Consider the following 21,306-nt stretch of genomic DNA (forward strand, 5'->3'; position numbering starts at 1 on the left):
GATGCTCCCCCTCACCCACGGACGTGGTGTCGCGATCGAGCGTCAGCCGGCCAGCGCGGTGACCGTCAGGGTGGCGCGGTAGCTGCCCTTGGCGGTCTCGGTCGGCAGCTTCAGGTCGAGGTCGGCGCCGAGGAGCGCCGCACCCTTGTCGTGGCCCTGTGCGGCCGAGCCGAGCACGCGGCTGACCGAGAGGCCGGTCCCGCCGTCGAAGCCCGACGCGATCGAACCACCCGCGACCGCCCCGGCACCCGGGGTGACGACCTTCGGGCTCCAGCCGAGGTAGCTGCCGGAGAACGTCTTGTCGCCGTCGGTGAAGTCACCCAGCTGCGAGGTCAGCGCCCACGGAGCCAGCGACGAGCGGGTGTCGGAGACGTTGATCGGGTTGATCTCGCCGGCGGCCTCGAAGTAGCCGTCCTTCTCCTCGGCGGTGCCGAGGTCGACCAGGCCGTTGCGGCCGTCGATCGTCCAGCCGAACTCACCCGGGGCCGCGGTGGGGACGTCGACCTGGATGTCCTCGCCCTCGCCGTGGTACGAGTGGATCGTGACGGAGTCGATGACCGAGCCGACGCCGTCCACGGCGGTGCTGCTGCCGGAGGTGCCGCACCAGCCGACCTTGCCGAGCTCGACGGCCGCGTTGGGCGCGTCGCACGTGCCCGAGCGGATGCCCTCGACGACCAGCGCGTCGGCCTTGACCTGAACCTTCACGTAACTGCGCACGTGCTCCTGGTTCTGCACCGAGTTGTACCAGTAGCTGCTCGGGTTCAGGGGGTCCGCACCGTTGCCGGCACCACTGGTGCCGCTGTTGTCGGGCTGCGTGATGTCGTAGTACTTCGAGCCCGAGGCCGAGTTCGCGGTCATGTAGATGACCCCGCCCTCACCGACGAAGACGTCGTTCGCGCCCGGCTGCTCGTCGGGGTTGGCCTTCTCGCCGTCGGTGATCTCGTAGCTGCGGGTGTAGACGTGGTCGTGCCCCTGCAGGACGAGGTCGACGCCCAGGTCCGAGAACGTCGTCGGGAAGTCGACGCGGCGCACCTTGTTGTCGGAGTCCTTCGCGTGGTCCGCGGCCGAGTAGATCGAGTGGTGGTACACGAGGACCGTGTACTTCGCGTCGCCACCGTGGGCGCCTACGACATCGGTCACGTACTGCACGTGCGCCGCGTCTCCGCCACCGGTGGTCGAGTTGTAGCTGTTGCTGTTCAGGTCGATGAACAGCACGTCCTTGTACATGTACCAGTAGTCGCCGCCGGACTCGGTGGCCGTGTTGCCGTTGCGGTAGTACGCCGCCGAGTAGTCGGTGTTGGGAGTGTAGAAGTGCTGCTGGTAGGCCTTGCCGCCCACGTCGTGGTTTCCGATGGTCGCGGCCCACGGGTACTGGCGCAGCTGGTCGGGCGCGAGGAAGGCATCCCACTGCGACTCGGTGTTCGCGGTCTCGACCTGGTCGCCGCCGGAGACGAGGATCTCGGCGTTCGGGTTCGCGGTCAGCGCGACGTTCATCGTCTCGGCCCAGCCGGCACCGTCCTTGGGGACGTTGCCCGACGCACCGATCTGCGGGTCGCCGAAGAACAGGAAGTCGAAGTCGCCCTCGAAGGACTGCGTCTTGAACGACGAGGTCGCCGACCAGTTGCCCTCGGAGCCCACGCGGTAGGAGTACTGCGTGTCTTCCTGAAGCCCCGACAGGATCGCGTGGCGGTTGAAGCCGGTCGTGGTCGTGTTCGCGGCACCGGAGGCGGAGAAGGTCGTCACCGAGGCGACGAACTCACCGTTGACCAGCGATGAGGTGGGGGCGAGCTGAACGACCTGTGCGCTGTCGGCGGTGGAGTACCAGCTGACTGCGCGCTGTGTCTCGTCCGTGCCGACGCCGAGGACGATGCCGGTGTAGGAGGCGGGGTCGGCGGCGGTTGCCGTGTTCGGCGCGACGAGCGCGCCGCCGAACACCAGGGCCGCGCTGACCGCAGCGGCCGACAGCCACAGGGCCGCGCGGCCGGCGGGCCGTGGGGGTGCTACCAGAAGCATGAATCTTCCGTTCTATATGGAAGTGGATGGATGTCCATTGCCTGAGCCCACGGATTCGTGGGCCCGACATCCGACCATCGGGGCTGAACGTTTCCCGCGAGTGAACGATGGATGGCATCTGACCCGTCGCAGAGGCGAACAAATGCATACGGCCGCCTATGCGGGAACGGCCTCCGCGCGCGCGATGAACGTTCGGCGGAGATCCGGGGAACGACGAGGGAACAGGCAGGCCGGGCGACCGGTGGCGGCGGCGCGACCCTGCATCATGGAGGTTCCTGATCCCTCCCCCGCAAGGACTCCCGTGCCCCACCGCGCCGCGTACGCGATGACCTCTCTCGCTGCCGTGCTCCTGCTGGCTCTCTCCGGATGCGCGAGCGCCGATTGGAGCGCGCCGCGCGCCGCGCCCACCGCGGTCGGAACACCCGCACCGGGATTCGTCCCGGCGACAGCGCCCTCGCCCGAGGCGACGGTGATGCCCGCGAGCGGGTCCTGGGACGATGTGCGCCCATCGCCCGGCTACCGGGTGGTGCTGCTGACGAGCGGCGACGATGACGCGACGACGGCGCTGACGACCGCGGTCGAGCAATGGGCGTCCGAGACGGATGTCGATCTGCGCACGGTGTCGGCCGACGACGACGCGATCACCGGGATCGTGCACGCGATGGACATGAAGCCCGAGCTGATCGTCAGCGTCGGAGAGGGGCTGATCGATGCCCTCGCCATGGTGACGCCGAACCATCTCGACATCCCGTTCCTCATCCTGGGAGCGGAGCTGGCCGAGCCCACCTACAACGTCACCTCGGTCGACTGGACGGGCGCCGGGTTCCGTGGCGAAGGCCTCGGCACGGCCACGCACTTCGATGAGACGTCGTTCACACCCGAGCGCTGCGCCGACGCGATCCGTGCCGGAACCACCGCGGTGCTGACCGGAATGACCGGCGTCGTGCTCTGGATCGACTGACGCGTCCCGACCGGGCGCGCACGAAACCACGTGCGCGCCCGGTCGGGCTATTCGCGGTCCTGGTAGTAGACGCCGAGCTGCTGGAGGAGCTGCTCCTCCTGCTCGAGGTGCTGGCGGGCCTCCGTCCCCAGCGAACGACCCACCTCGAGGGCGAGCGCCTGCACCAGAGCCGTGAAGGCCGTCATCGATCGCAGCATCGACTGGCTGGAGCCGTCGACGAGGAACGTGTGCTCGCTCGATAGCGCCAGGGGCGACGACGCATTGTCGGTGAGCGAGATGCACGTGGCTCCCACCTCGCGCGCGTGCCGCACGCCCAGCACGGTGTCGCGGGAGTAGCGGTGCACCGAGACGGCCAGCATCGCGTCGCCGGGCCTGATGCGCCCGAGCTGTTCGACGAGCATGCCCGTTCCGGGGCTGATGAGCATCACGTCGGCGCGCACGAGACCGAGCAGATAGGCGGCGAGATAGGCCACCGAGTGGCACTTGCGCAGTCCCAGGACATGAACGCGCGGCGCGGTCGCCAGCGCATCCCGTGCACCTTCGAAGGTGTCGCCGTCGATGCGGGCAAACGTGCGCGCGAGGTTCGCCTGCTCGAGTTGCAGCACCGCGGGGAGGTTGGCGTCCTTCGGCTGGCGCAGGGCCGCTCCGCTGTCGAATCGGCGGAGCAGCTGGGCCTCGTCTCGCAGCTGCTGCCGGCACAGTCGCACGAGCCCCGGATACCCCGATACCCCCATCGCCGTGGCGAAGCGCACGACGGTGGCCTCGTTGACGTTCGTCACCGAGGCCAGTTCCGAGATGGTCATGAATGCGACGCCCTCGGGGTCGGCGAGCACGTACGCGGCGATCCGCTGCTGCGAGGGAGTGAGCCGGCGGTGCCGCATCAGCTCCACCAGATCCGCGAAGGTCTGCGGGCCGTCCACGAGCTGATCGGCGGCCTGTCTGCGGGTTGTCATGTGCGCATCCTGTCAGCATCTTCGGCGGCCCGATCGACCTCCGACGCCGGGCAGGTCCCCTCGAAACATGATGTTTACGTCGTCGTGAACTGCCCAACATGAGACTAATGCAATCTAATTTGCAGACAGCAGTCGTAGCGCAACTCGATTGTTAGCTTTCGATCCACACCATGAAGGGCACCACCCCATGACCATTGTTCCTTCCGCCCCCGGTCGCGTGATCCTGACCGGATCATCGAGCGGCATCGGTCTCGCGCTGGCCGAGATGTTCCTCGGACACGGATGGACGGTCTTCGGTCTCGACCTGAACGCGTCCCCCGAGTCGACCGCCTCATCGCCGGCGTTCCAGGGCTTCGAGGTCGACGTGACCGACGATGCCGCCGTCGGTGAGGTATTCGACCGGATCTCGGCCGACGGCGCCGCACCCGATGCCCTCGTCACCGCGGCAGGGATGTACCCGACGACGTTCTTCGGCTCGTCCGACCTCGCCGCGTTCCGGCGACTGTTCGACCTCAACGTCTGGGGCACGGTCACCGCGTGTCAGCACTTCGCCCGCATCTGCGCGCCCGGCGCCAGCATCGTCACGATCTCGTCTCGCGACGCCTACATCCCGCAGGAGAACCAATTCCTCTACGGCGCCTCGAAAGCTGCCGTGGCCCATCTCACCGCCGCGATGGCAACGAGCCTGCTGCCCCGCGGCATCCGGGTCAACTCGGTCTCGCCGCCGCGTGTGGCCACCGAGGCGCTGCGCGCGATCTACGGCGAGATGCCCGCGGATGCCGTGCCCCTCTCGGTCATCACCTCGGCCGTGCACGCACTCGCCGTCCGCGGTGAGATGGCGGGCCTCAACGGCCAGATCGTGCGCATCCCCGCGCTCGGCGAGGTGGCGTGCTGATGCCCGCCACCCCCCGCATCTGCGTCATCGGGGCGGGCGCCGCCGGCCTCGCCGCCGCACGCGACCTGGCCGAGCGCGGCGCCGACTTCGTCGTGTACGAGAAGTCCGACAAAGTGGGCGGCCACTGGCACCACGACTACGAGGCGCTGCACCTCATCACCGCGCGCGACGTGAGCGGCTTCCGCGACTTCCCGATGCCGGCCGACTACCCGCTCTTCCCGAGCCGCGAGCAGGTCGCCCGCTACATGGTCGCCTTCGCCGACGCGTTCGACCTGCACGAGCACATCCGCATGAACACGTCCGTCGACGCGGTGCGCCCTCGCGGCGAGAACGGCATCGACGGCTGGGACGTCACCACGAGCGACGGCGAGACCAACCGGTTCGACTCCGTGATCATCGCGAACGGTCACCTCTGGAACCCGTTCACTCCGGCATGGGCGAAGCCGTTCGCGGGCAAGGTCGTGCACTCGCACGACTACCGCACCGTCGCAGACATCGACGGCGATCGTGTGCTGGTGGTCGGTTCCGGGAACTCGGGATGCGACCTGGCGGTGGATGCCGCCGCCTCACGTTTCGAGACGACGATCTCGATCCGCAGCGGCACCGTGTTCCAGCCCAAGACCTACTTCGGCAGGGCGCGCACCGACCTCCCCTTCGCGAAGTGGCCCGCCGTGCTGCAGGAGCGGGCGTACCGCGCGCTCGTCGAGATCTCGGTCGGCAACTCGGCGAACTATCCCGGACTCCCCAAGCCCGAGACGACCAACCTCTACAAGATCCGGCCGATCATCAACTCGCAGCTCCTGCACTGGATGCACCACGGTCGCGTCGATGTCGCTCCGGGCATCGTCGGCATCCAGGGCAAAGAGGTGACGTTCACCGACGGCAGCGTGCGCGAGTTCGACACCCTGCTGCTGGCGACGGGGTTCATCACGTCGTTCCCGTTCCTCGACGCGACACTCCAATGGCAGGGCAACATGCCGCTGCGCTACGCCAACGGGACGCTCTCGTCGGGTCTGGCCAACCTGTACTTCCTCGGACTCGTCGCCCCGGCCGGCGCCCAGTGGCCCGTCTACGAAGTGCAGATGCAGCTGATCGATGCGCTCTCGCGACTCCAGCGCATGAGCGGCGAACCGATCGTCCACCGCTTCGCGGCCGTCGAGGAGCCGATGACCGAGCTCGACATGCCGCGCTACCAGTGGAACCGCAGGCTCACGCGCACCCGCAAGCACCTGCGTCGCTTCCTCGCCCAGACCTCCTCCCCCGCACTGACAAAGGAACTCTCGTGAGCACCCCCGCGCACTCCGCCACCCTCATGATCAACGAGCTCGTCCAGGACAAGCTCGCCGCCGGCGAGTCCGTCGTGCACCTCGGCTTCGGCGAGGCCGGGCTCCCGCCGCTCGACGATCTGCGCGAGACGCTCGGACGGGCCTCGCGCGACACCACCTATGGCAAGGTCGTCGGCTCCGCCGCCGCCCGCGCGGCCGTCGCCGGCTGGTACGCCCGCCGAGGGCTGCCGACGCACCCCGATCAGGTGGTGCTCGCACCCGGCAGCAAAGCGCTCCTCTACGCGGTGCTCAGCATCGTCGACGGGGCCGTCGTCCTGCCCCAGCCCTCGTGGGTGAGCTACGCCGCGCAGGCTGCGCTGCTCGGGCGCGAGGTCATCCACGTGCCGATCCCGGCCGAAGCCGGGGGCGTTCCCGACCCGGCGCAGCTGCGCGTGGCGCTCGAGCGCGCGCGCGCCGAGGGCACTCGCGTCGGCGTGCTCGTGCTCACCCTTCCCGACAACCCCACCGGCACCCTCGCCGGACCCGATCGCATACGCGAGGTGTGCGAGATCGCCACCGAGTTCGGAGTCACCGTCCTCTCGGACGAGATCTACCGCGACCTCGCCTACGACGACCGCACCTTCACCAGCCCGGCGGCCCTGCACGCCGACACGATCGTGACCGGTGGCTTGAGCAAATCGCTCGCTCTGGGCGGATGGCGGATCGGCTTCGCACGCCTGCCCGAAGAGGCGGTGCACCCGCACCTGCGCGATGACCTCATCGGGGTCGCGAGCGAGATCTGGTCGAGTCTGGCGGCGCCCATGCAGGCCGTCGTCGAGCATGCCATGAGCGAGCCGACCGAGGTGGTCGAGCGCATCGCGGATTCCCGCGCGCTGCACCGCGCCGTCGCCCTCGCCGTCGCCGAGCGGTTCCGCGCCGCAGGCGCCGAGGTGCGCGAGCCCACCGCGGCGTTCTACCTCTACCCCGATTTCGAGCCGGTGCGGGCACGTCTCGAGGCCCACGGCATCCGATCCGGACTCGACCTCGCCACACAGCTGCTCGATCGCGGGGTCGCGGTACTGGCGGGCGTCGCCTTCGGGGACGAACCCGACGCACTGCGCGTGCGGGTGGCGGTGAGCCTTCTGCACGGCGCGGATGAGCGGCAGCGGCTGGCCGCCCTCGCCTCGGATGACCCGACCTCGCTGCCGTGGATCGCCGCGGCGCTCGAACAGGTGTCGGCCGCGCTCGAAGAGGTGACGACGTGATCGATCCCGTGGCCCCCGCCACCCGACGAGACGCCGCTCCCCGCCCCACCGAAAGGAGCCCGATCATGAACGCCACCGACACCGACATGGTGCGCCTGGACGGCATCCACAAGTCCTACGGCGCCCATGACGTGCTCACCGACGTCTCATTGACGGTCTCTCGCGGCAGCGTCACCGCGCTGATCGGGCCGAGCGGCGCCGGGAAGAGTACGCTGCTGCGCTGCATCAACCTGCTCGAACGGCCCGACCGCGGCACGATCGCCGTCGATGGCAGGACGCTCGACCTGGGCGATCGGGTGCCGGCGAAAGACCTCGCGGCGCTGCGCCGGCAGGTGGGCATGGTGTTCCAGTCGTTCAATCTGTTCCCGCATCTCACGGTGCTGCGAAACATCAGCCTTCCGCAGCAGCGGGTGCTCGGCCGCTCGCGACAGGAGGCCGACGCCCGCTCGATGGAGCTGCTGACCCGCGTCGGTCTCGCCGACAAGGCTGCCCAGTACCCCGGTCGCTGCTCGGGTGGTCAGCAGCAGCGCATCGCGATCGCCCGGGCGCTGGCACTCGACCCGCGCGTGATGCTCTTCGACGAGCCCACCTCCGCACTCGATCCCGAGCTGGGCCTCGAGGTGCTCGCGGTCATGCGCGAGCTGGCGCAGGACGGGATGACGATGATCGTCGTCACCCACGAGATGCAGTTCGCCCGTGACGTGTCGGACCATCTGGTCGTGATGGCCGACGGCGGCATCGTCGAGCAGGGCGACCCCGTGCAGATCATGCGCGACCCGTCGCACCCGCGCACCCGCAGGTTTCTGCGGGCGGTGCTGGAGCGCTGAGATGGACGTCCTCGGAGCCCTCCTGCTCGGTCTGCCGCTCACGATCGCGGTGACCGTCTGCGCGTTCGCGATCGGAGCGGTGCTGGCGATCCCGATCATGATCCTGCTGCGCTCTCATCTGCTGCCGGTGCGACTGGCCACGCGGTTCGTGGTCGACATCATCCGCGGCATTCCGCCGATCGTGTGGCTGTTCATCCTCTATTTCGGCGTATCGATCGGCAGCTGGCAGTTCTCCTCGTTCCAGGCCGCGGTGATCGGCCTGGGTGTGATCTCGTCGGCCTACCTGGCCGAGATCTATCGCGGCGCGCTCAAAGGAGTGGGCGACGGCCAGTGGGAGGCGGGGCACGCGCTCGGGCTGAACGGCTCGACCATGTATGCCTCGATCATCGGTCCGCAGGCGCTGCGGGTCGCCCTCCCGTCGGTCGCGACCTACGCGATCAGTCTGTTCAAGGACTCCTCGATCGCCTCGGTGATCGGTGTGACCGAGGTCATGTTCACCGCCACCTCGCTCACGCGCGGTGGAGCCAACGGCCTGGTCGTGCTCGGCGCGGCCGCTGCGATCTACATCGTGCTCAGCCTTCCGCTGGCGTACCTCGCCAGACGCGTCGACGCTCGCATGCGGGCGGTGGTCGCGCGATGAGCTGGTTCGACTCCTGGGTCCAGTACTTCCCTCAGCTGTTCGACGGGCTGCAGGTCAGCCTGCTCCTCACCGCGGTCGCGCTGCTGTTCGGTCTGCCGCTCGGGCTGCTGCTGGCGATCAGCGTCCAGTCGCCTCGCCGCGTGGTGCGCGCCATCGCCCTGGTGATCGTCGAGGTCGGCCGGGGGGCCCCTGCCCTGGTCATCCTGCAGTTCGCGTACTTCGGACTCCCCTCGGCGGGGATCGTCCTGCCGGCGTTCCTCGCCGCGAGCCTCGCACTCGTGTGGAGCACCGGCGCGTACAGCAGCGAAGTGATGCGTTCGGGCCTCAACGCCGTGCCGGGCGGTGAGCTCGAAGCATCCGACGCCCTCGGTATGAGCCGGCGCGACCGGATGCGGTTCATCATCCTGCCGCAGGGCCTGCGGATCGCCGTGCCCGCGCTGATCGGCATCGCGATCCTGATGTTCCAGTCGACGGCGCTGGCCTACTCGATCGGAGTGCGCGAGCTGCTCAGCCAGGCCTACTCGATCGGGTCATCGAACTTCGACTACCTCACGGTTCTGGCGCTCGCCGGCGTCATGTACGCCGCGGTCTCGGTGCCGGCCACCTGGATCACCGTCGGCCTGGAGAAGCGCATCGCGCGCGGCTGATCCCCCGCACCATCCCCCCACGGGCGCAGCGCTCGACCGCGCCCACCCGACCCCCTGCACCACCCCGCACACACCGAAGGAGAACAATGCAGCACCGTATTCTCACCGCCGCGGCCGCACTGGCCGTCGCGACCGTGGTCCTGTCCGGATGCGCCGGCAGCACGACCTCGTCGGTCGCGGCCGACTGCGAACCCGCGCACGAGTTCACCACCGTCGAGGAGGGCAAGCTCACCGTCGCGATCACCGAGGCCGCACCGTTCTCGTCGTACGCCAACCAGAAGGCATCCGGAATCGACGCCGACATCATCGAGGCGATCGCCGAGGCCGAGTGCCTCGACGTGGCCTACACGCCGATGTCGTATGCCTCCGCCGTTCCGGCGGTCCAGAACGGCCGCGCCGACCTCGCCATCGGCGGCTTCTACCGGTCGCAGTCCCGCGCCGAGATCGTGGCATTGTCCGATCCGCTCTACCTCGACCAGATGGCGGTCATCTCAGAGGACGGATCGGCAACGATCAGCGACCTCGAGGGTCAGAAGGTCGGCACGGTCGACGGATACATCTGGGTGTCGGACTTCCAGACGATCTACGGCTCCGACCTCACCCTCTACCCGAGCATCACCGAGATGAAGGCGGACCTCGAAGCCGGCCGCATCCAGGCCGGTGTCGAAGGCTTCGCCGTGAGCTCGCTGCTCATGGGCGGCAGCGACTTCGACGTCGAGGTGCTCGGCGCCGACGATCGCGTCGGGTCCACCACGTCGCCCGCCCAGGCCGGCTTCCCGATCGCTCAGGACGCGACCGACCTGCTCGCGGCCGTGAACGCCGACGTGGCGGCGCTGCGCGAAGACGGCACTCTCGCCGAGATGCTCGAGGCGAACGGCATCGACCCGACGGCCGCCGAGACGGGCGACCCGCGCCTGCTGTGAGAGACCGAGCGGGTGGGGGCGCGATCGCCCTCACCCGCTGCACTTCGGGTGCAACCCCGAACCGATACCGTGAGCGCGTGGATCTGCAACTTCAGGACAGAGTGATTCTCGTCGTCGGCGGGCACGGCCTCATCGGAAGCGCCGTCGTGGAGCGGCTTCGGCTGGAGGGTGCCACGGCGGTTCCCGCCTCGCGGCGAGACCTCGGCGGGGTGGTCATGGATGCCGCGGACGACGCCTCGGTCGCCGACGGACTGAGCCAGGTGCTCGACGAATACGGTCGCGTGGACGGCCTCGTGGTCGCTGCCGCCCCCAGCGCCCGCACTCTCGACCCCGCACGGAACTCGGACCCCGCACAGGTCCTGTCAGCGTTCGATGGGAAGGTGCTCACGTTCCTGCGCGTGGCCAATGCCGTGATTCCCGGCATGCGCGAGGCCGGCTACGGCCGCATCGTGGGCGTCAGCGGCCAGAACGCGTTCCTCACCGGCAACATCACCGGATCTGTGCGCAATGCGGCCCTCATCATCGCCGCCAAGAATCTCGCAGACTCGCTCGCAGGCTCGGGCGTGACGGTCAATGCCGTCAGCCCGAGCATCGTCTCGGATGCCCCCTCCCGCGACGTCGCCGTCGGCAAGAGCGGGCAGTCTCGCCCGGAAGACATCGCCGCCCTCATCGCACTGCTCGTGTCGCCGATCGGGGGCGCCATCTCCGGCGAGTCGATCGCCGTCGGACATCGCGTGCTCGGAGTCACGCACCTCTGACCCCGAGGCGAGCGTGCGTCAGAAGCGGAACGTCACCGCGTAGCGGAACGTCGCCGGCAGCAGTCGCTGGGCGGGCAGCACGCCGGGACCGCACGACCCCGAGCCCAGGCCGCTCTGTCCCGCGTCGAGGTTCAGCCACACCCGGTCGGTGGGGCGAAGATCGAACGGATGCTGCGCGGCATCCAGGTCCTCGGACCGCCACCGCCTCACCGTGAAGTCCACGTGCGGGTGCGCATCGATGCGGAGGGTGCGCTCGCCGTCGCTGAGCGACAGCCAGCGCGCGTCGATGCGGTTGCCGTTCTCCTGCGGCATCAGATAGGGCGTCTGCAGTTCGTCGACCGTGCGCTGCCAGCGCCCCAGACGTGCCGCCTGCCGGCTGTCCGAGTACGCCTCGCCCGGACCGGGGCCGTACCACTGCACATCGGCGAAGCGCTCGGGAAGAGCCATGCGGATGCCGAACCTCGGCAGCGGGACGTCCCAGTCGCCCAGCGGTTCGGCCTCGATCGCGAGCGAGACGGCATCTTCCGACGCCGTCCAGCGGAGCGTCGTGGCGTAGCCGAGATCGCTGCCGACGAAGCCGAGGCGTCCGCGCACCGTGAGGGCGTCGTCCGCGGACTCGACCGCGCGCACGGTGTGGCGCGGGTGGTCGAGTCCGATCTGACGCCAGCGCGCCTCGCGCGGCTCCCACGAGAAGTCCCGGTCGTTGTCGATGACGGCGCGCCACGTGTCGAACATGGGCGCGTCGACGTCGATGCCCGCCAGCGAGCGCAGCCCGCCGGTGCGCCGGTCGAACCGCGCGGCGCCGAGCACGATCTGGTCGTCCTCGGTGTGCGGGGCCGTGCCTGCGGCGACGGGCGCGGATGCCGCGGGGATCGTCACGGACTGCCCCCAGGCCACCTCGTGACCCGCCGGCGCCCAGTCCGTGTCCGCTGCCAGCACGGCACGCACGGTGAGCACCTGCTCGCCGGCTCCGCGCGCAGGCGCGGGCACGTCGAGCACGACGGTCGCACCGGCGGCCAGATCGTCGACGGCGAGGTCGCCGCCGTCGACGTGGTCGCCGTCGGCATGAAGCTCCCACGTGAACCGGAGGTGCGAGAGGTCACGGTGGTCGTACCCGTTCCGCACGCTCACCCGTCCGCCGGCGAACGAGAAGGAGACCGGCTGGAGCACCTTCTTCAGCTCGTGCAGCGCGGGGCTGGGCGTCCCATCGGGGAACACGATGCCGTCGGCGATGAAATTGCCGTCGTGGCGCTCCTCGCCGAAGTCGCCGCCGTAGGCGAAGTACTCCTCGCCGTCCGCCGTGTGGGAGCGAAGACCGTGGTCGAACCACTCCCAGGTGAAGCCGCCGGCCAGCCGCGGGTATCGCTCGAAGAGCTCCTGGTACTCGGCGAGGCCGCCCGGGCCATTGCCCATCGAGTGCACGTATTCGCACAGCAGGAACGGCATGTTCCGGCGCTTCGCGTCGAGGTCGGCGTCGGGGAACGGCGCCTCCTGGCGCTGCCCGATCAGGTCGAGCTCGCGGTGGGTCGAATACATGCGGCTGTACACGTCGACGTACTGACAGGACCAGTCGCGTTCGTAGTGCAGGAGCCGTGAAGGGTCGCGGAGCTTGGCCCATCGGGCCATCGCGCCGAGGTTCTGGCCGGTGCCGCACTCGTTGCCGAGCGACCACATGATGACGCTGGGGCTGTTCTTGTCGCGCTCGACGAGCCGCTGCATCCGATCCACCAGCGCGCCCTCCCAGCGGGGGTCTTCGGCGGGGTTGCCCGGAAGCTTGTGGAACCAGTCGACGGGGAAGAAGCCGTGCGTCTCGAGGTCGCACTCGTCCATGACCCACAGACCCAGCTCGTCGCACAGCTCGAGGAAGCGCGCCGACGGCGGGTAGTGGCTGGTGCGGACGGCGTTCAGATTGAACTGCTTCATCATCACGATGTCGGCGCGCATGCGCGCCTCGGAGATGACACGGCCGGTGTCGGGGTCGAAGTCGTGCCGGTTGGTGCCTCGCAGGAGGATCGGCGCGCCGTTGACGCGCAGCTCGCTGTCGACGACCTCCACCCGACGGAACCCGATGCGCAGCGCGATCGTCTCGCCGGACGAGACGAGCTCGCCGGAGTACAGCCGGGGCCGCTCCGCCGACCAGGGCTCGACCGCGACGCGAGCGACCTCGCCCGCCGCGACGTCGATGCCGAGTTCCGGCACCCGCACGCGCGCCGATGCGCCGCCGGCGACGACGGCATCCACCGAGAGCGTGCCCTCCCCCATCGCCGCGTCGTAGTCGGCGTGGACGAAGTGGTCCTCGATCGCCCCGACCGGGCGACCGAGCAACGTGACGCTGCGGAAGATCCCCGACAGCCACCACATGTCCTGGTCCTCGAGGTAGCTGCCGCTCGACCACTGGTGCACGCGGACGGCGAGCACGTTCTCCTGATCGCGGCGAAGGAGCGCCGTGACGTCGAACTCGCTGCGCAGGCGGCTGCCGGCGACGACGCCGACCTCGGTGCCGTTGAGCCAGATGGTGCCGAGCGAGTCGATGCCGTCGAAGCGCAGCAGCACGCGCTCGACATCCCAGTCCGTCGGCACCGTGAACGTCCGGCGGTAGTCGCCGGTCGGGTTCTCCTGCGGCACGTACGGCGGGTCGACCGGGAACGGGTACACGCGGTTCGTGTAGATCGGCGCCCCGAACCCGTTCAGCTGCCAGTGCGCCGGCACCGCGAGGGTCGTCCAATCCGCCACGCCGGAGTGTCCGTCGAGGGCGTCGCCGAGGAAGTCGACCGGGGCATCGCCGTCCGGCGAGTACCGGAACGCCCACTCGCCGTCGAGGCTCAGGTGCGGGGCATCCGTCGTCGACTGCGCCCGCGGCGGCAGCACGTTCCGCGACGGGAAGAGCTCCTCCCAGTACGCGAACGGCCGGTCCATCGGCACGAGCGCGTGGGTGATCCCCCGCTCCCGGTCGCCGGCGGCCAGGTCGCACGCGACCCGGTCGTTCATGGCACTGAGGTTGTTCACTCCTTGACCCCTCCGGTGGTGAGTCCCGACGTCCAGTACTTCTGCAGATAGAGGAACACGACCACGAGCGGCACGATCGAGACGAGCGATCCGGTGATCACGGTCGAGAACTGCGCGGATGCCCCGCCGCCGGCTTCGCTGGCCGCCTGCAACTGCGCCAATCCCAGCGTCAGCGGGAACAGGTCGGGGTCGGTGAGCATGATCAGCGGGAGGAAGTAGTTGTTCCAGGTGTGCACGATCGCGAAGAGCAGCACGGTCACGATGCCCGGCGTCATGATCCGCAGCGCGATCTGCCAGAAGATGCGGAACTCACCCGCCCCGTCCAGCCGCGCCGCTTCGAGAAGCGTGTCCGGGATCGACTCCTCGGCGTAGACGCGCATCAGATAGACGCCGAACGGGCTCACCAGCGAGGGCAGGATGATGGCCCACACCGTGTTCGTCAGCCCAGCGCCCGCGAACAGCAGGTACGTGGGGATGGCGAGCGCGGTCGTGGGGATCATGATCGCGCCGAGCACCACGGCGAACAGGAACTTCTTGGCGGGGAAGTCGTACTTCGCGAACGCGTATCCGGCCGCGGCCGACAGCAGTGCCGATCCGAGACCCGCCACGAGCGCGTACAGCACCGTGTTGCCGATCCACTGGACGAAGACGCCGTCGCGGGTCGTGAACAGGGTGACGAGGTTGTCGATGAAGTGGTTCTCATCGGCGAACCACAGGCCGAAGCTGGAGAACAGCGCCGAGTTGTCCTTCGTCGATGCGACGACCAGCCAGAACAGCGGCAGCAGGAAGTATCCGGCGGCGAGCCAGAGGACGACGGTGAGGATGCTGCTGCGCTTCTCGCCGGGAACGAAGGAGGTGTCCTTCCGGCGGCGGCGCGGCGTGCTGCGCGTGACGATCGCGCGGGTGGCACGCGTCTCGGCGGGTCGGACCTCGGTGGTGGCGGTCACGAGCGCGCTCCCTTCTCCCGACGCGCAGCCGAGAGCTGGAACACGTACGAGACGATCATGATGATGAACCCGAGCAGGAACGCGATCGCCGCGGCGTAGTTCATGTCCTGGTTCGTGAAGGCGAGGTTGTAGGCGTAGAGGTTCGGCGAGAACGACGATCCGATCGCGTTCGGCGCGATTTCATACAGCAGCTTCGGTTCGCTGAACAGCTGGAACGCCCCGATGACGGAGAAGATCGTGCACAGCACGATCGAGTTGCGGATCGCGGGGATCTTGATGCTCCAGGCGATGCGGAACTGACCGGCGCCGTCGATGCGGGCGGCCTCGTACTGCTCTGTCGGGATGGCGCGCATCGCCGCGTACATGATCACCATGTTGTAGCCGACGAACTGCCACGTGACGATGTTGATGATCGATCCGAGGATGTTGTCGGACGACAGCAGCTCGGGCGAGCCCAGCCCGATGGCGCGCATGAACTGGGCGATCGGGCCGAAGTTGTCGCCGTACAAGTAGCCCCACATCAGGGTGGCCACGACGCCGGGAACGGCGTACGGCACGAAGATGGCGAGCCGGGCGAACTTGCCGCCGCCCACTCGCATGCTGTCCAGCGCGAGCGCGAAGAACAGTGCGAGTCCGAGCATGATCGGCACCTGGATGACCAGGAACAGGCACATGCGCGCGACGCTGACGAGGAATCGCTCGTCGCCGAGTGCGCGCACGTAGTTGTCGAACCAGACGAACGAGTCGCCGCCGACGAGCTGCGCCTTGAAGAGGCTCAGATAGCCCGCGTACAGCAGGGGCATCAGCAGCATCGTCACGAAGAGGATCATGAACGGGGCGATGAAGAGGTACGCCGCAGTGTTCTTGCGGTACCGGTCACTCCAGCGCTTGCGTCCGAGAGCCGTGGTGCTCATCGGCGGGGCCTTTCTGGTTCGGGGCGAGGACCGAGTGGGGCGGGTTCGGGCCCGCCCCACACGGGCTTACTTCGTGACGACCGTGAATCCCTGGGACTCGCCGTAGCTGACGAGCTCGTCCTTCCACTCCTGCAGAGCGTCGAACAGGTCGGTCTTCTCGGTGATGGCGGCGCCGAGCGTCTCCTTGAAGCTGCTGCTGGCGTAGTCGTTGTACGGCAGCCACTGCCAGTCGCTGGCGACGGTCTGGGCGATGTCGGCGAACACCGCGTTGACCTTCTGGCCGGCGTAGAACTCCATCTCCTGGTCGCGCACCGCGGGCGATTCCAGCGTCTCGATCCGCGACGGGAAGATGAACTGCTCGGTGGCGAGCGTCTCGGTGGCCTCGGTGTCGGTCGTGAGGAACTTGACGAACTCGGCGGCGACGATCTTCGCGTCGGAGTCGGCCGTCACCGTCACGGCCGATCCGCCCTGGTTGCCCGAGGCCGGCTCGGATGCGTCCCACTGGGGCATCTCGGTGGCCTGCCACAGGCCGCTGGTGTCGGCGGCGGTGCCCTGCAGGAAGACGGGGCCCCACGCAGCGGCGAGCCAGCTGGCGTACTTGCCGCTCGCGATGCTCTGGTACCAGTTGTCGTCGAGCTGCGGCGCGGTGTCGACGAGGTCGGCCTGGATCAGATCGTTCCAGTAGCCGATCACCTCGGTGACCTCTTCGGAGTCGAGGTCGATGGTGACCGTCTTGTCGCCGTCGTAGCCGAACGGGCGCGCGCCGGCCTGCCACAGCAGGGCGAGGATCGGCGAGAAGCTGTTGCCCGGAAGATCCGAGATGTACGACCCGGTCTTCTCCTTGATGGCCGCCGCGGCCTCTGCGTATTCGTCCCACGTGGTGGGGACCTCGACGCCGGCGGCTTCGAAGATGTCGGTGCGGTACAGCTGGCCGGTCGGGCCCAGGTCCTGCGGAAGGCCCCAGACCGAATCGTCGGTGGCGACCATGCCCCATGCGCTGTCCACGAACTGGTCCGAGAGGTCGTCGGCGCCGTACGGCGCCAGATCCTCGAGGCTGTTGGTGATCGTGAAGGACGGCAGGAACGAGTACTCGATCTGCACGGCATCGGGCACGTCACCGGACTTCACCGCGGCGCGCAGCTTCTGGTACTGCGCGGTGGCGCCGCCCTGGTTGGAGAGCTTCACCGTGATCTCGGGGTACTTCGCCTCGAACAGGTCGATCTGGTTCTGGATGTCGGGCACCCACGACCAGAAGTCGATCGTCGTGGGCGTACTCATCGCCTTGTCGATCTCCTCCTGGGAGATCGTGTCGGACGATCCGGCGCTGTCGGACGCCGACGGCGTCGAGCACGCGCTGAGCATGACGGCGGCCGCCACGATTGCGGTGCCGGCGACGACCCTGCGGCGACGTTGCACTGCGGTCATTTCTGTCCTCCTCTAGGGATCCGGCATCCACGCACGCCAAAGGCGGTCATGGACCCCGGCGTTGGGGTGAACCGCGTCCGTCAGCCTTGAGGCTCCGGTCCAGAACAGACGACTCAGTCGATGTCGACACTCACGACGGCGGCGGCGTGAGAGTTACGTTATCACACCAAATAGCTAGAACGTATGCTTTTTCCTACCGAGCAGCTTCGGGACTGGCGACGCGCTCGGCCGCGACCGAGATGATGTCGATCTCGTCCAGCGCCGCGACGAGGATCGACCGCATGATCGCGTAGGCACCCTCCGGGTCACGTCGCTGGATCGCTCCGGCGACATCGACGTGCAGCTGCAGCGCCACGCTCGCGGGGCGATCGGGAACGAGGCCGTGCTCGGTGCGACTCACGAGCATCTGACCGATGAGTCCGTCCAGCCGCGAGAACATCGCGTTGCCCGAGAGACGGAGGATGCGGGCGTGGAACTGCACGTCGAGCTCGAGGAACCGCTCGTCGTCGCCCTGCTCACCCGCGGCCCAGAGCTGGCCGGACAGCGCGATGAGCTCGCTCACCTCGTCTGCTGTGGCCCGCATGGCCGCCAGACGAGCGGCTTCAGGCTCGATCGCGGCGCGCAGCTCGACCATCGACGAGAGCTGCTCGGCGCGGTCCGGTGAGTCCAGGCGCCAGCGTATGACCTGCGGATCGTAGAGATTCCACTCCGACTCGGGCAGGACGACCACGCCGATCCGCCGGCGGGACACGACCAGGCGCATCGCCTCCAGCACGCGGACGGTCTCCCGCGCCACGGATCGCGAGATCCCGCAGCGCTCCTCGATCTCCTCGAGCGTGAGGCTCGATCCCGGAGCCAGCTGCCCCTCGCAGATCGCGAGACCCAGCTGATCGAGAGCACGGGAGTGCAGGCCTGCCAGCGAGACGAACGGCGCGTCTCCGTGCTTCAGCGTCATGTTGGCACTTTACCAGCCCTCACCGCGCCAAACGTCATACGTTATAGTTCGTTTGAACGAAGAAGTACTTGCCGATCGGTGCGCTGCCGATCGCCTCCTCACACGTCGATTGGGTCACCCGTGCAGATTGCGCGCATCGAGACTTTCCTCATCCCGCCGAGATGGCTGTTCGTCCGCGTCGAGACCGACACGGGTGTCGTCGGCTGGGGCGAACCGGTCGTCGAGGGTCGCACCGAGACCGTCCGCACCGCCGTCGAGCAGCTGTCCGAGCTGCTCATCGGCCAGGACCCGCTGCGCATCCAGGATCACTGGCAGGTCATGACGAAGGGCTCGTTCTACCGTGGCGGCCCGATCCTCTCCTCGGCCGTATCCGGCCTCGACCAGGCGCTGTGGGACATCGCCGGCAAGGTCGCGGGGCTCCCCGTGCACCAGCTGCTCGGCGGACCGGTCCGCGACCGCATCCGCGTGTACGGGTGGGTCGGCGGCGACGAGCCGAACGAGGTCGCGGACGCGATCTCGGAGCGGCTGGAGCAGGGCCTCACCGCCGTCAAGATGAACGCCTCCGGCCGGATGGAGCGGATCTCGAACCTGCGCGAGCTCGACGGCGTCGTGTCCCGCGTCGCCGCGGCGCGCGAGGTGCTCGGCGACACCGGCGACGTCGGCGTCGACTTCCACGGTCGCATCGGCCTCGCCGACGCGCGGCGGCTCATGCCCGCGCTCGAGCCGCTGCGCCCGATGTTCGTGGAAGAGCCCGTGGTCCCCGAGAACAGCCACCTGATCGGGCGGATCGCGGATATGACCTCGATTCCGATCGCCACGGGCGAGCGGCTGTTCAGCCGGCAGGAGTTCCTGCCGGTGTTCCAGTCCGGCATCGCGATCGCCCAGCCCGACCTGTCGCATGCCGGCGGCATCTCCGAGGTGCACCGCATCGCGAGCCTGGCCGAGATCTACGACGTGCAGCTCGCCCCGCATTGCCCGCTCGGGCCGATCGCGCTCGCGTCGTGTCTGCAGATCGGATTCGCGGTGCCGAACTTCTTCATCCAGGAGCACAGCATCGGCATCCACTACAACGGGGACGGCGAGGTGCTCGATTACGTCGTCGACCGGTCGGACTTCGACTTCTCGAGCGGCTACATCGAGCGACTCACCAAACCGGGGCTCGGCATCGAGGTCGATGAAACAGCCGTGCGCGATGCCGACGCGCGCGGCCATGCCTGGCGAGGCCCGATCTGGCGTCACACCGACGGGAGCTTCGCAGAATGGTGACCACGACCGAGTTGCGCGACCTGCTGGTCACCGAGCGGGTCATGCCGATCATCCGCAGCACGTCGCGGGAGAACGCCGTCGCGATCGGGCGCACTCTCATCGACGCGGGCTTTCGAGCACTCGAGGTGTCGCTGACCACTCCGGGCGCGCTCGACGCGATCGGCGAACTCGCCGCCGACGCACGCGCCGAGATCGGGGCGGGCACGGTGCTGACCGCGAAGGACGTCGCCGCGGCCCTCGCCGCGGGGGCCACGTTCATGGTGACTCCGGCCGTGACGGCCTCGATCGAGGCATCCGCCGACGCGGGTGTGCCCGTACTCGCCGGCGCCCTGACCCCCACCGAGATCCTGGCCGCTCTCGAGCGCGGCGCGACGGCCGTCAAGCTCTTTCCCGCCGAGTTCGGCGGACCGGCCTACCTGTCCGCACTGCGGGCGCCCTTCCCCGACGTGCCGCTCATCCCGGTGGGCGGCGTCGATCTCACCACCGGGCGCGACTACCTGCAGCGAGGCGCCCTCGCTCTGGGTGTGGGGTCGCCACTCACCGGCAAGGCCACCGATCCCGTCGACCTCATTTCGCTCGCGCTGCGCGCCGCGGCCTTCCGCACGCTGTCGGCGCAGGAGTAGTCGATGGATGTCGTCACCCTCGGCGAGGCGCTCGTCGCCATCCGCGCCCACGGCCGCCTCGCCCTCGCCGACCCGCTCCACGCATCGCCCGCCGGCGCCGAGATGAACGTGGCGATCGGTCTCTCGCGCCTCGGTCACCGGGCCGCGTGGGTCGGCGTGCTCGGCGCCGACCCGGCCGGCGACCTCGTCGCGCGCACGCTGCGCGCCGAGAGCGTCGACATCGGAGGGGTGAGGCGTGATGAGTCCGCACCCACGGGCCTCATGCTCGTCGACATGCCCGCGGCGCTCGCGCCGACCGTGACGTATCACCGTCGCGCTTCCGCGGGCTCGCGGCTGAGCCCCGCCGACGTGGTGCCGCTCGCCGCGACCGCGGCGCGCATCTGGCATCTCAGCGGCATCACCCCGGCGCTGTCCGAGTCCGCGCACGCGGCGACGGCGGCGGCGTTCGAGGTCGCCCGTGAGACCTCCGCGCTCGTGTCGTTCGACGTCAACTACCGGGGGAAGCTGTGGGACCGCGCCGCAGCAGCGGCGGCTCTCGCCCCGCTCGCCCGCCGCGCCGACATCGTCGTGGCCTCGGAGGACGAGCTCGATCTCGTCGCCGACGGGGTGAACGAGGCGGAGCGGGTCGCGCGGCTGCTGGATGCCGGAGTGCGCGAGGTCGTCGTCAAGCGCGGCATCCACGGCGCGACGCTCTTCGACGTCGGCGGCGCCGTCTCGTGCCCCGCGCACGCGATCACGCAGGTGAACAGCATCGGCGCCGGCGACGCCTTCACCGCCGGCTACCTGTCGGGTGTACTCGACGACCTGCCGGTCGCGCAGCGACTGCACCGCGGAGCACTCTGCGGAGCCCTGGCCGTCAGCGGTGCGGGCGACTGGGAGCAGGCGCCCACGCGCGCCGATCTCGCGCTGCTCGAAGCGGCCTCGGGTGACGCCGTCCGCTGACCGGGACGGCTCCGACGGAGCACGCGTCCACCTCACGCATAGACGAGGCACCGGGACCGTCCAGACTCGGTTCCTACGCTC

At 69.0% G+C, this 21,306-nt stretch carries 19 protein-coding genes; 12 read left to right on the forward strand and 7 right to left on the reverse strand.

From position 1 onward, the window contains the following. Window positions 1–42 precede the first annotated feature (42 nt). Window positions 43–2,013: a purple acid phosphatase family protein gene (locus KEC57_RS10650; protein WP_229384602.1), complete on the reverse strand. Its 1,971-nt coding sequence runs from the start codon at window positions 2,011–2,013 to the stop codon at window positions 43–45. A gap of 301 nt (window positions 2,014–2,314) precedes the next feature. On the opposite strand from KEC57_RS10650, the gene KEC57_RS10655 reads away from it, so the two are divergent. Beyond that, the gene (locus KEC57_RS10655) at window positions 2,315–2,974 is read left to right on the forward strand and encodes a type 1 periplasmic-binding domain-containing protein (RefSeq protein ID WP_229384603.1); all 660 of its coding nucleotides are present in this window, start codon (window positions 2,315–2,317) and stop codon (window positions 2,972–2,974) included. A 47-nt stretch (window positions 2,975–3,021) separates the two neighbouring features. On the opposite strand, the gene KEC57_RS10660 is transcribed toward KEC57_RS10655, so the two are convergent. Continuing rightward, window positions 3,022–3,927, reverse strand: coding sequence for a MurR/RpiR family transcriptional regulator (locus KEC57_RS10660; protein ID WP_229384604.1), 906 nt, complete (start codon window positions 3,925–3,927; stop codon window positions 3,022–3,024). A 187-nt stretch (window positions 3,928–4,114) separates the two neighbouring features. On the opposite strand from KEC57_RS10660, the gene KEC57_RS10665 reads away from it, so the two are divergent. The 8 genes from KEC57_RS10665 (at window position 4,115) to KEC57_RS10700 (ending at window position 11,147) form a co-directional block, all read left to right on the forward strand. After that, entirely contained in the window at window positions 4,115–4,822 is a 708-nt protein-coding gene (locus tag KEC57_RS10665) for an SDR family NAD(P)-dependent oxidoreductase (protein WP_229384605.1), read from the forward strand. Continuing rightward, complete coding sequence (locus tag KEC57_RS10670; RefSeq protein ID WP_229384606.1) at window positions 4,822–6,108, forward strand: flavin-containing monooxygenase; 1,287 nt, start codon at window positions 4,822–4,824, stop codon at window positions 6,106–6,108. The genes KEC57_RS10665 and KEC57_RS10670 overlap by 1 nt, the downstream gene beginning before the upstream one ends. Beyond that, a complete protein-coding gene (locus KEC57_RS10675) occupies window positions 6,105–7,352 on the forward strand; it encodes a pyridoxal phosphate-dependent aminotransferase (protein WP_229384607.1) in 1,248 nt (415 codons plus the stop codon). The genes KEC57_RS10670 and KEC57_RS10675 overlap by 4 nt, the downstream gene beginning before the upstream one ends. Before the next feature lie 65 nt (window positions 7,353–7,417). After that, window positions 7,418–8,179: an amino acid ABC transporter ATP-binding protein gene (locus KEC57_RS10680; RefSeq protein WP_276573322.1), complete on the forward strand. Its 762-nt coding sequence runs from the start codon at window positions 7,418–7,420 to the stop codon at window positions 8,177–8,179. Between the two features lies 1 nt (window position 8,180). Next, window positions 8,181–8,819: an amino acid ABC transporter permease gene (locus KEC57_RS10685; RefSeq protein ID WP_229384608.1), complete on the forward strand. Its 639-nt coding sequence runs from the start codon at window positions 8,181–8,183 to the stop codon at window positions 8,817–8,819. Continuing rightward, window positions 8,816–9,466 carry an amino acid ABC transporter permease gene (locus KEC57_RS10690; protein ID WP_229384609.1) on the forward strand — a complete coding sequence of 217 codons (651 nt, stop codon included), beginning with the start codon at window positions 8,816–8,818 and terminating at the stop codon, window positions 9,464–9,466. The genes KEC57_RS10685 and KEC57_RS10690 overlap by 4 nt, the downstream gene beginning before the upstream one ends. A gap of 86 nt (window positions 9,467–9,552) precedes the next feature. Then, on the forward strand, window positions 9,553–10,389 hold the full coding sequence (locus KEC57_RS10695) for a substrate-binding periplasmic protein (protein WP_229384610.1): 837 nt from the start codon (window positions 9,553–9,555) through the stop codon (window positions 10,387–10,389). A 77-nt stretch (window positions 10,390–10,466) separates the two neighbouring features. Continuing rightward, window positions 10,467–11,147 carry an SDR family NAD(P)-dependent oxidoreductase gene (locus tag KEC57_RS10700; RefSeq protein WP_229384611.1) on the forward strand — a complete coding sequence of 227 codons (681 nt, stop codon included), beginning with the start codon at window positions 10,467–10,469 and terminating at the stop codon, window positions 11,145–11,147. 18 nt (window positions 11,148–11,165) lie between these two features. On the opposite strand, the gene KEC57_RS10705 is transcribed toward KEC57_RS10700, so the two are convergent. The 5 genes from KEC57_RS10705 to KEC57_RS10725 form a co-directional block, all read right to left on the reverse strand. Beyond that, window positions 11,166–14,153, reverse strand: a complete 2,988-nt coding sequence (locus KEC57_RS10705) for a glycoside hydrolase family 2 TIM barrel-domain containing protein (RefSeq protein WP_229384612.1) — start codon at window positions 14,151–14,153, stop codon at window positions 11,166–11,168. Continuing rightward, the gene (locus tag KEC57_RS10710) at window positions 14,150–15,100 is read right to left on the reverse strand and encodes a carbohydrate ABC transporter permease (protein WP_229384613.1); all 951 of its coding nucleotides are present in this window, start codon (window positions 15,098–15,100) and stop codon (window positions 14,150–14,152) included. Before KEC57_RS10710 ends, KEC57_RS10705 begins: the two co-directional genes overlap by 4 nt. Next, a complete protein-coding gene (locus KEC57_RS10715; protein WP_229384614.1) occupies window positions 15,097–16,014 on the reverse strand; it encodes a carbohydrate ABC transporter permease in 918 nt (305 codons plus the stop codon). Before KEC57_RS10715 ends, KEC57_RS10710 begins: the two co-directional genes overlap by 4 nt. Window positions 16,015–16,080: 66 nt before the next feature. Next, complete coding sequence (locus KEC57_RS10720; protein WP_229384615.1) at window positions 16,081–17,439, reverse strand: ABC transporter substrate-binding protein; 1,359 nt, start codon at window positions 17,437–17,439, stop codon at window positions 16,081–16,083. 193 nt (window positions 17,440–17,632) lie between these two features. Continuing rightward, window positions 17,633–18,394, reverse strand: coding sequence for a FadR/GntR family transcriptional regulator (locus tag KEC57_RS10725; protein ID WP_229384616.1), 762 nt, complete (start codon window positions 18,392–18,394; stop codon window positions 17,633–17,635). A 120-nt stretch (window positions 18,395–18,514) separates the two neighbouring features. Here KEC57_RS10725 and dgoD point away from each other — a divergent pair, with 120 nt between their 5' ends. Genes dgoD through KEC57_RS10740 form a run of 3 tightly spaced genes read left to right on the forward strand, consistent with a single transcriptional unit; the run spans window position 18,515 to window position 21,225 of the window. Next, complete coding sequence (gene dgoD / locus KEC57_RS10730; RefSeq protein ID WP_229384617.1) at window positions 18,515–19,660, forward strand: galactonate dehydratase; 1,146 nt, start codon at window positions 18,515–18,517, stop codon at window positions 19,658–19,660. After that, window positions 19,654–20,283, forward strand: a complete 630-nt coding sequence (locus KEC57_RS10735) for a bifunctional 4-hydroxy-2-oxoglutarate aldolase/2-dehydro-3-deoxy-phosphogluconate aldolase (protein WP_229384618.1) — start codon at window positions 19,654–19,656, stop codon at window positions 20,281–20,283. Before dgoD ends, KEC57_RS10735 begins: the two co-directional genes overlap by 7 nt. Before the next feature lie 3 nt (window positions 20,284–20,286). Further along, window positions 20,287–21,225 (forward strand): sugar kinase, encoded by a 939-nt coding sequence (locus tag KEC57_RS10740; RefSeq protein ID WP_229384619.1) that lies wholly within the window; start codon window positions 20,287–20,289, stop codon window positions 21,223–21,225. The last annotated feature ends 81 nt before the right edge of the window (window positions 21,226–21,306 follow it).

The organism is Microbacterium allomyrinae (assembly GCF_020682705.1).
GTDB lineage: Bacteria > Actinomycetota > Actinomycetes > Actinomycetales > Microbacteriaceae > Microbacterium > Microbacterium allomyrinae.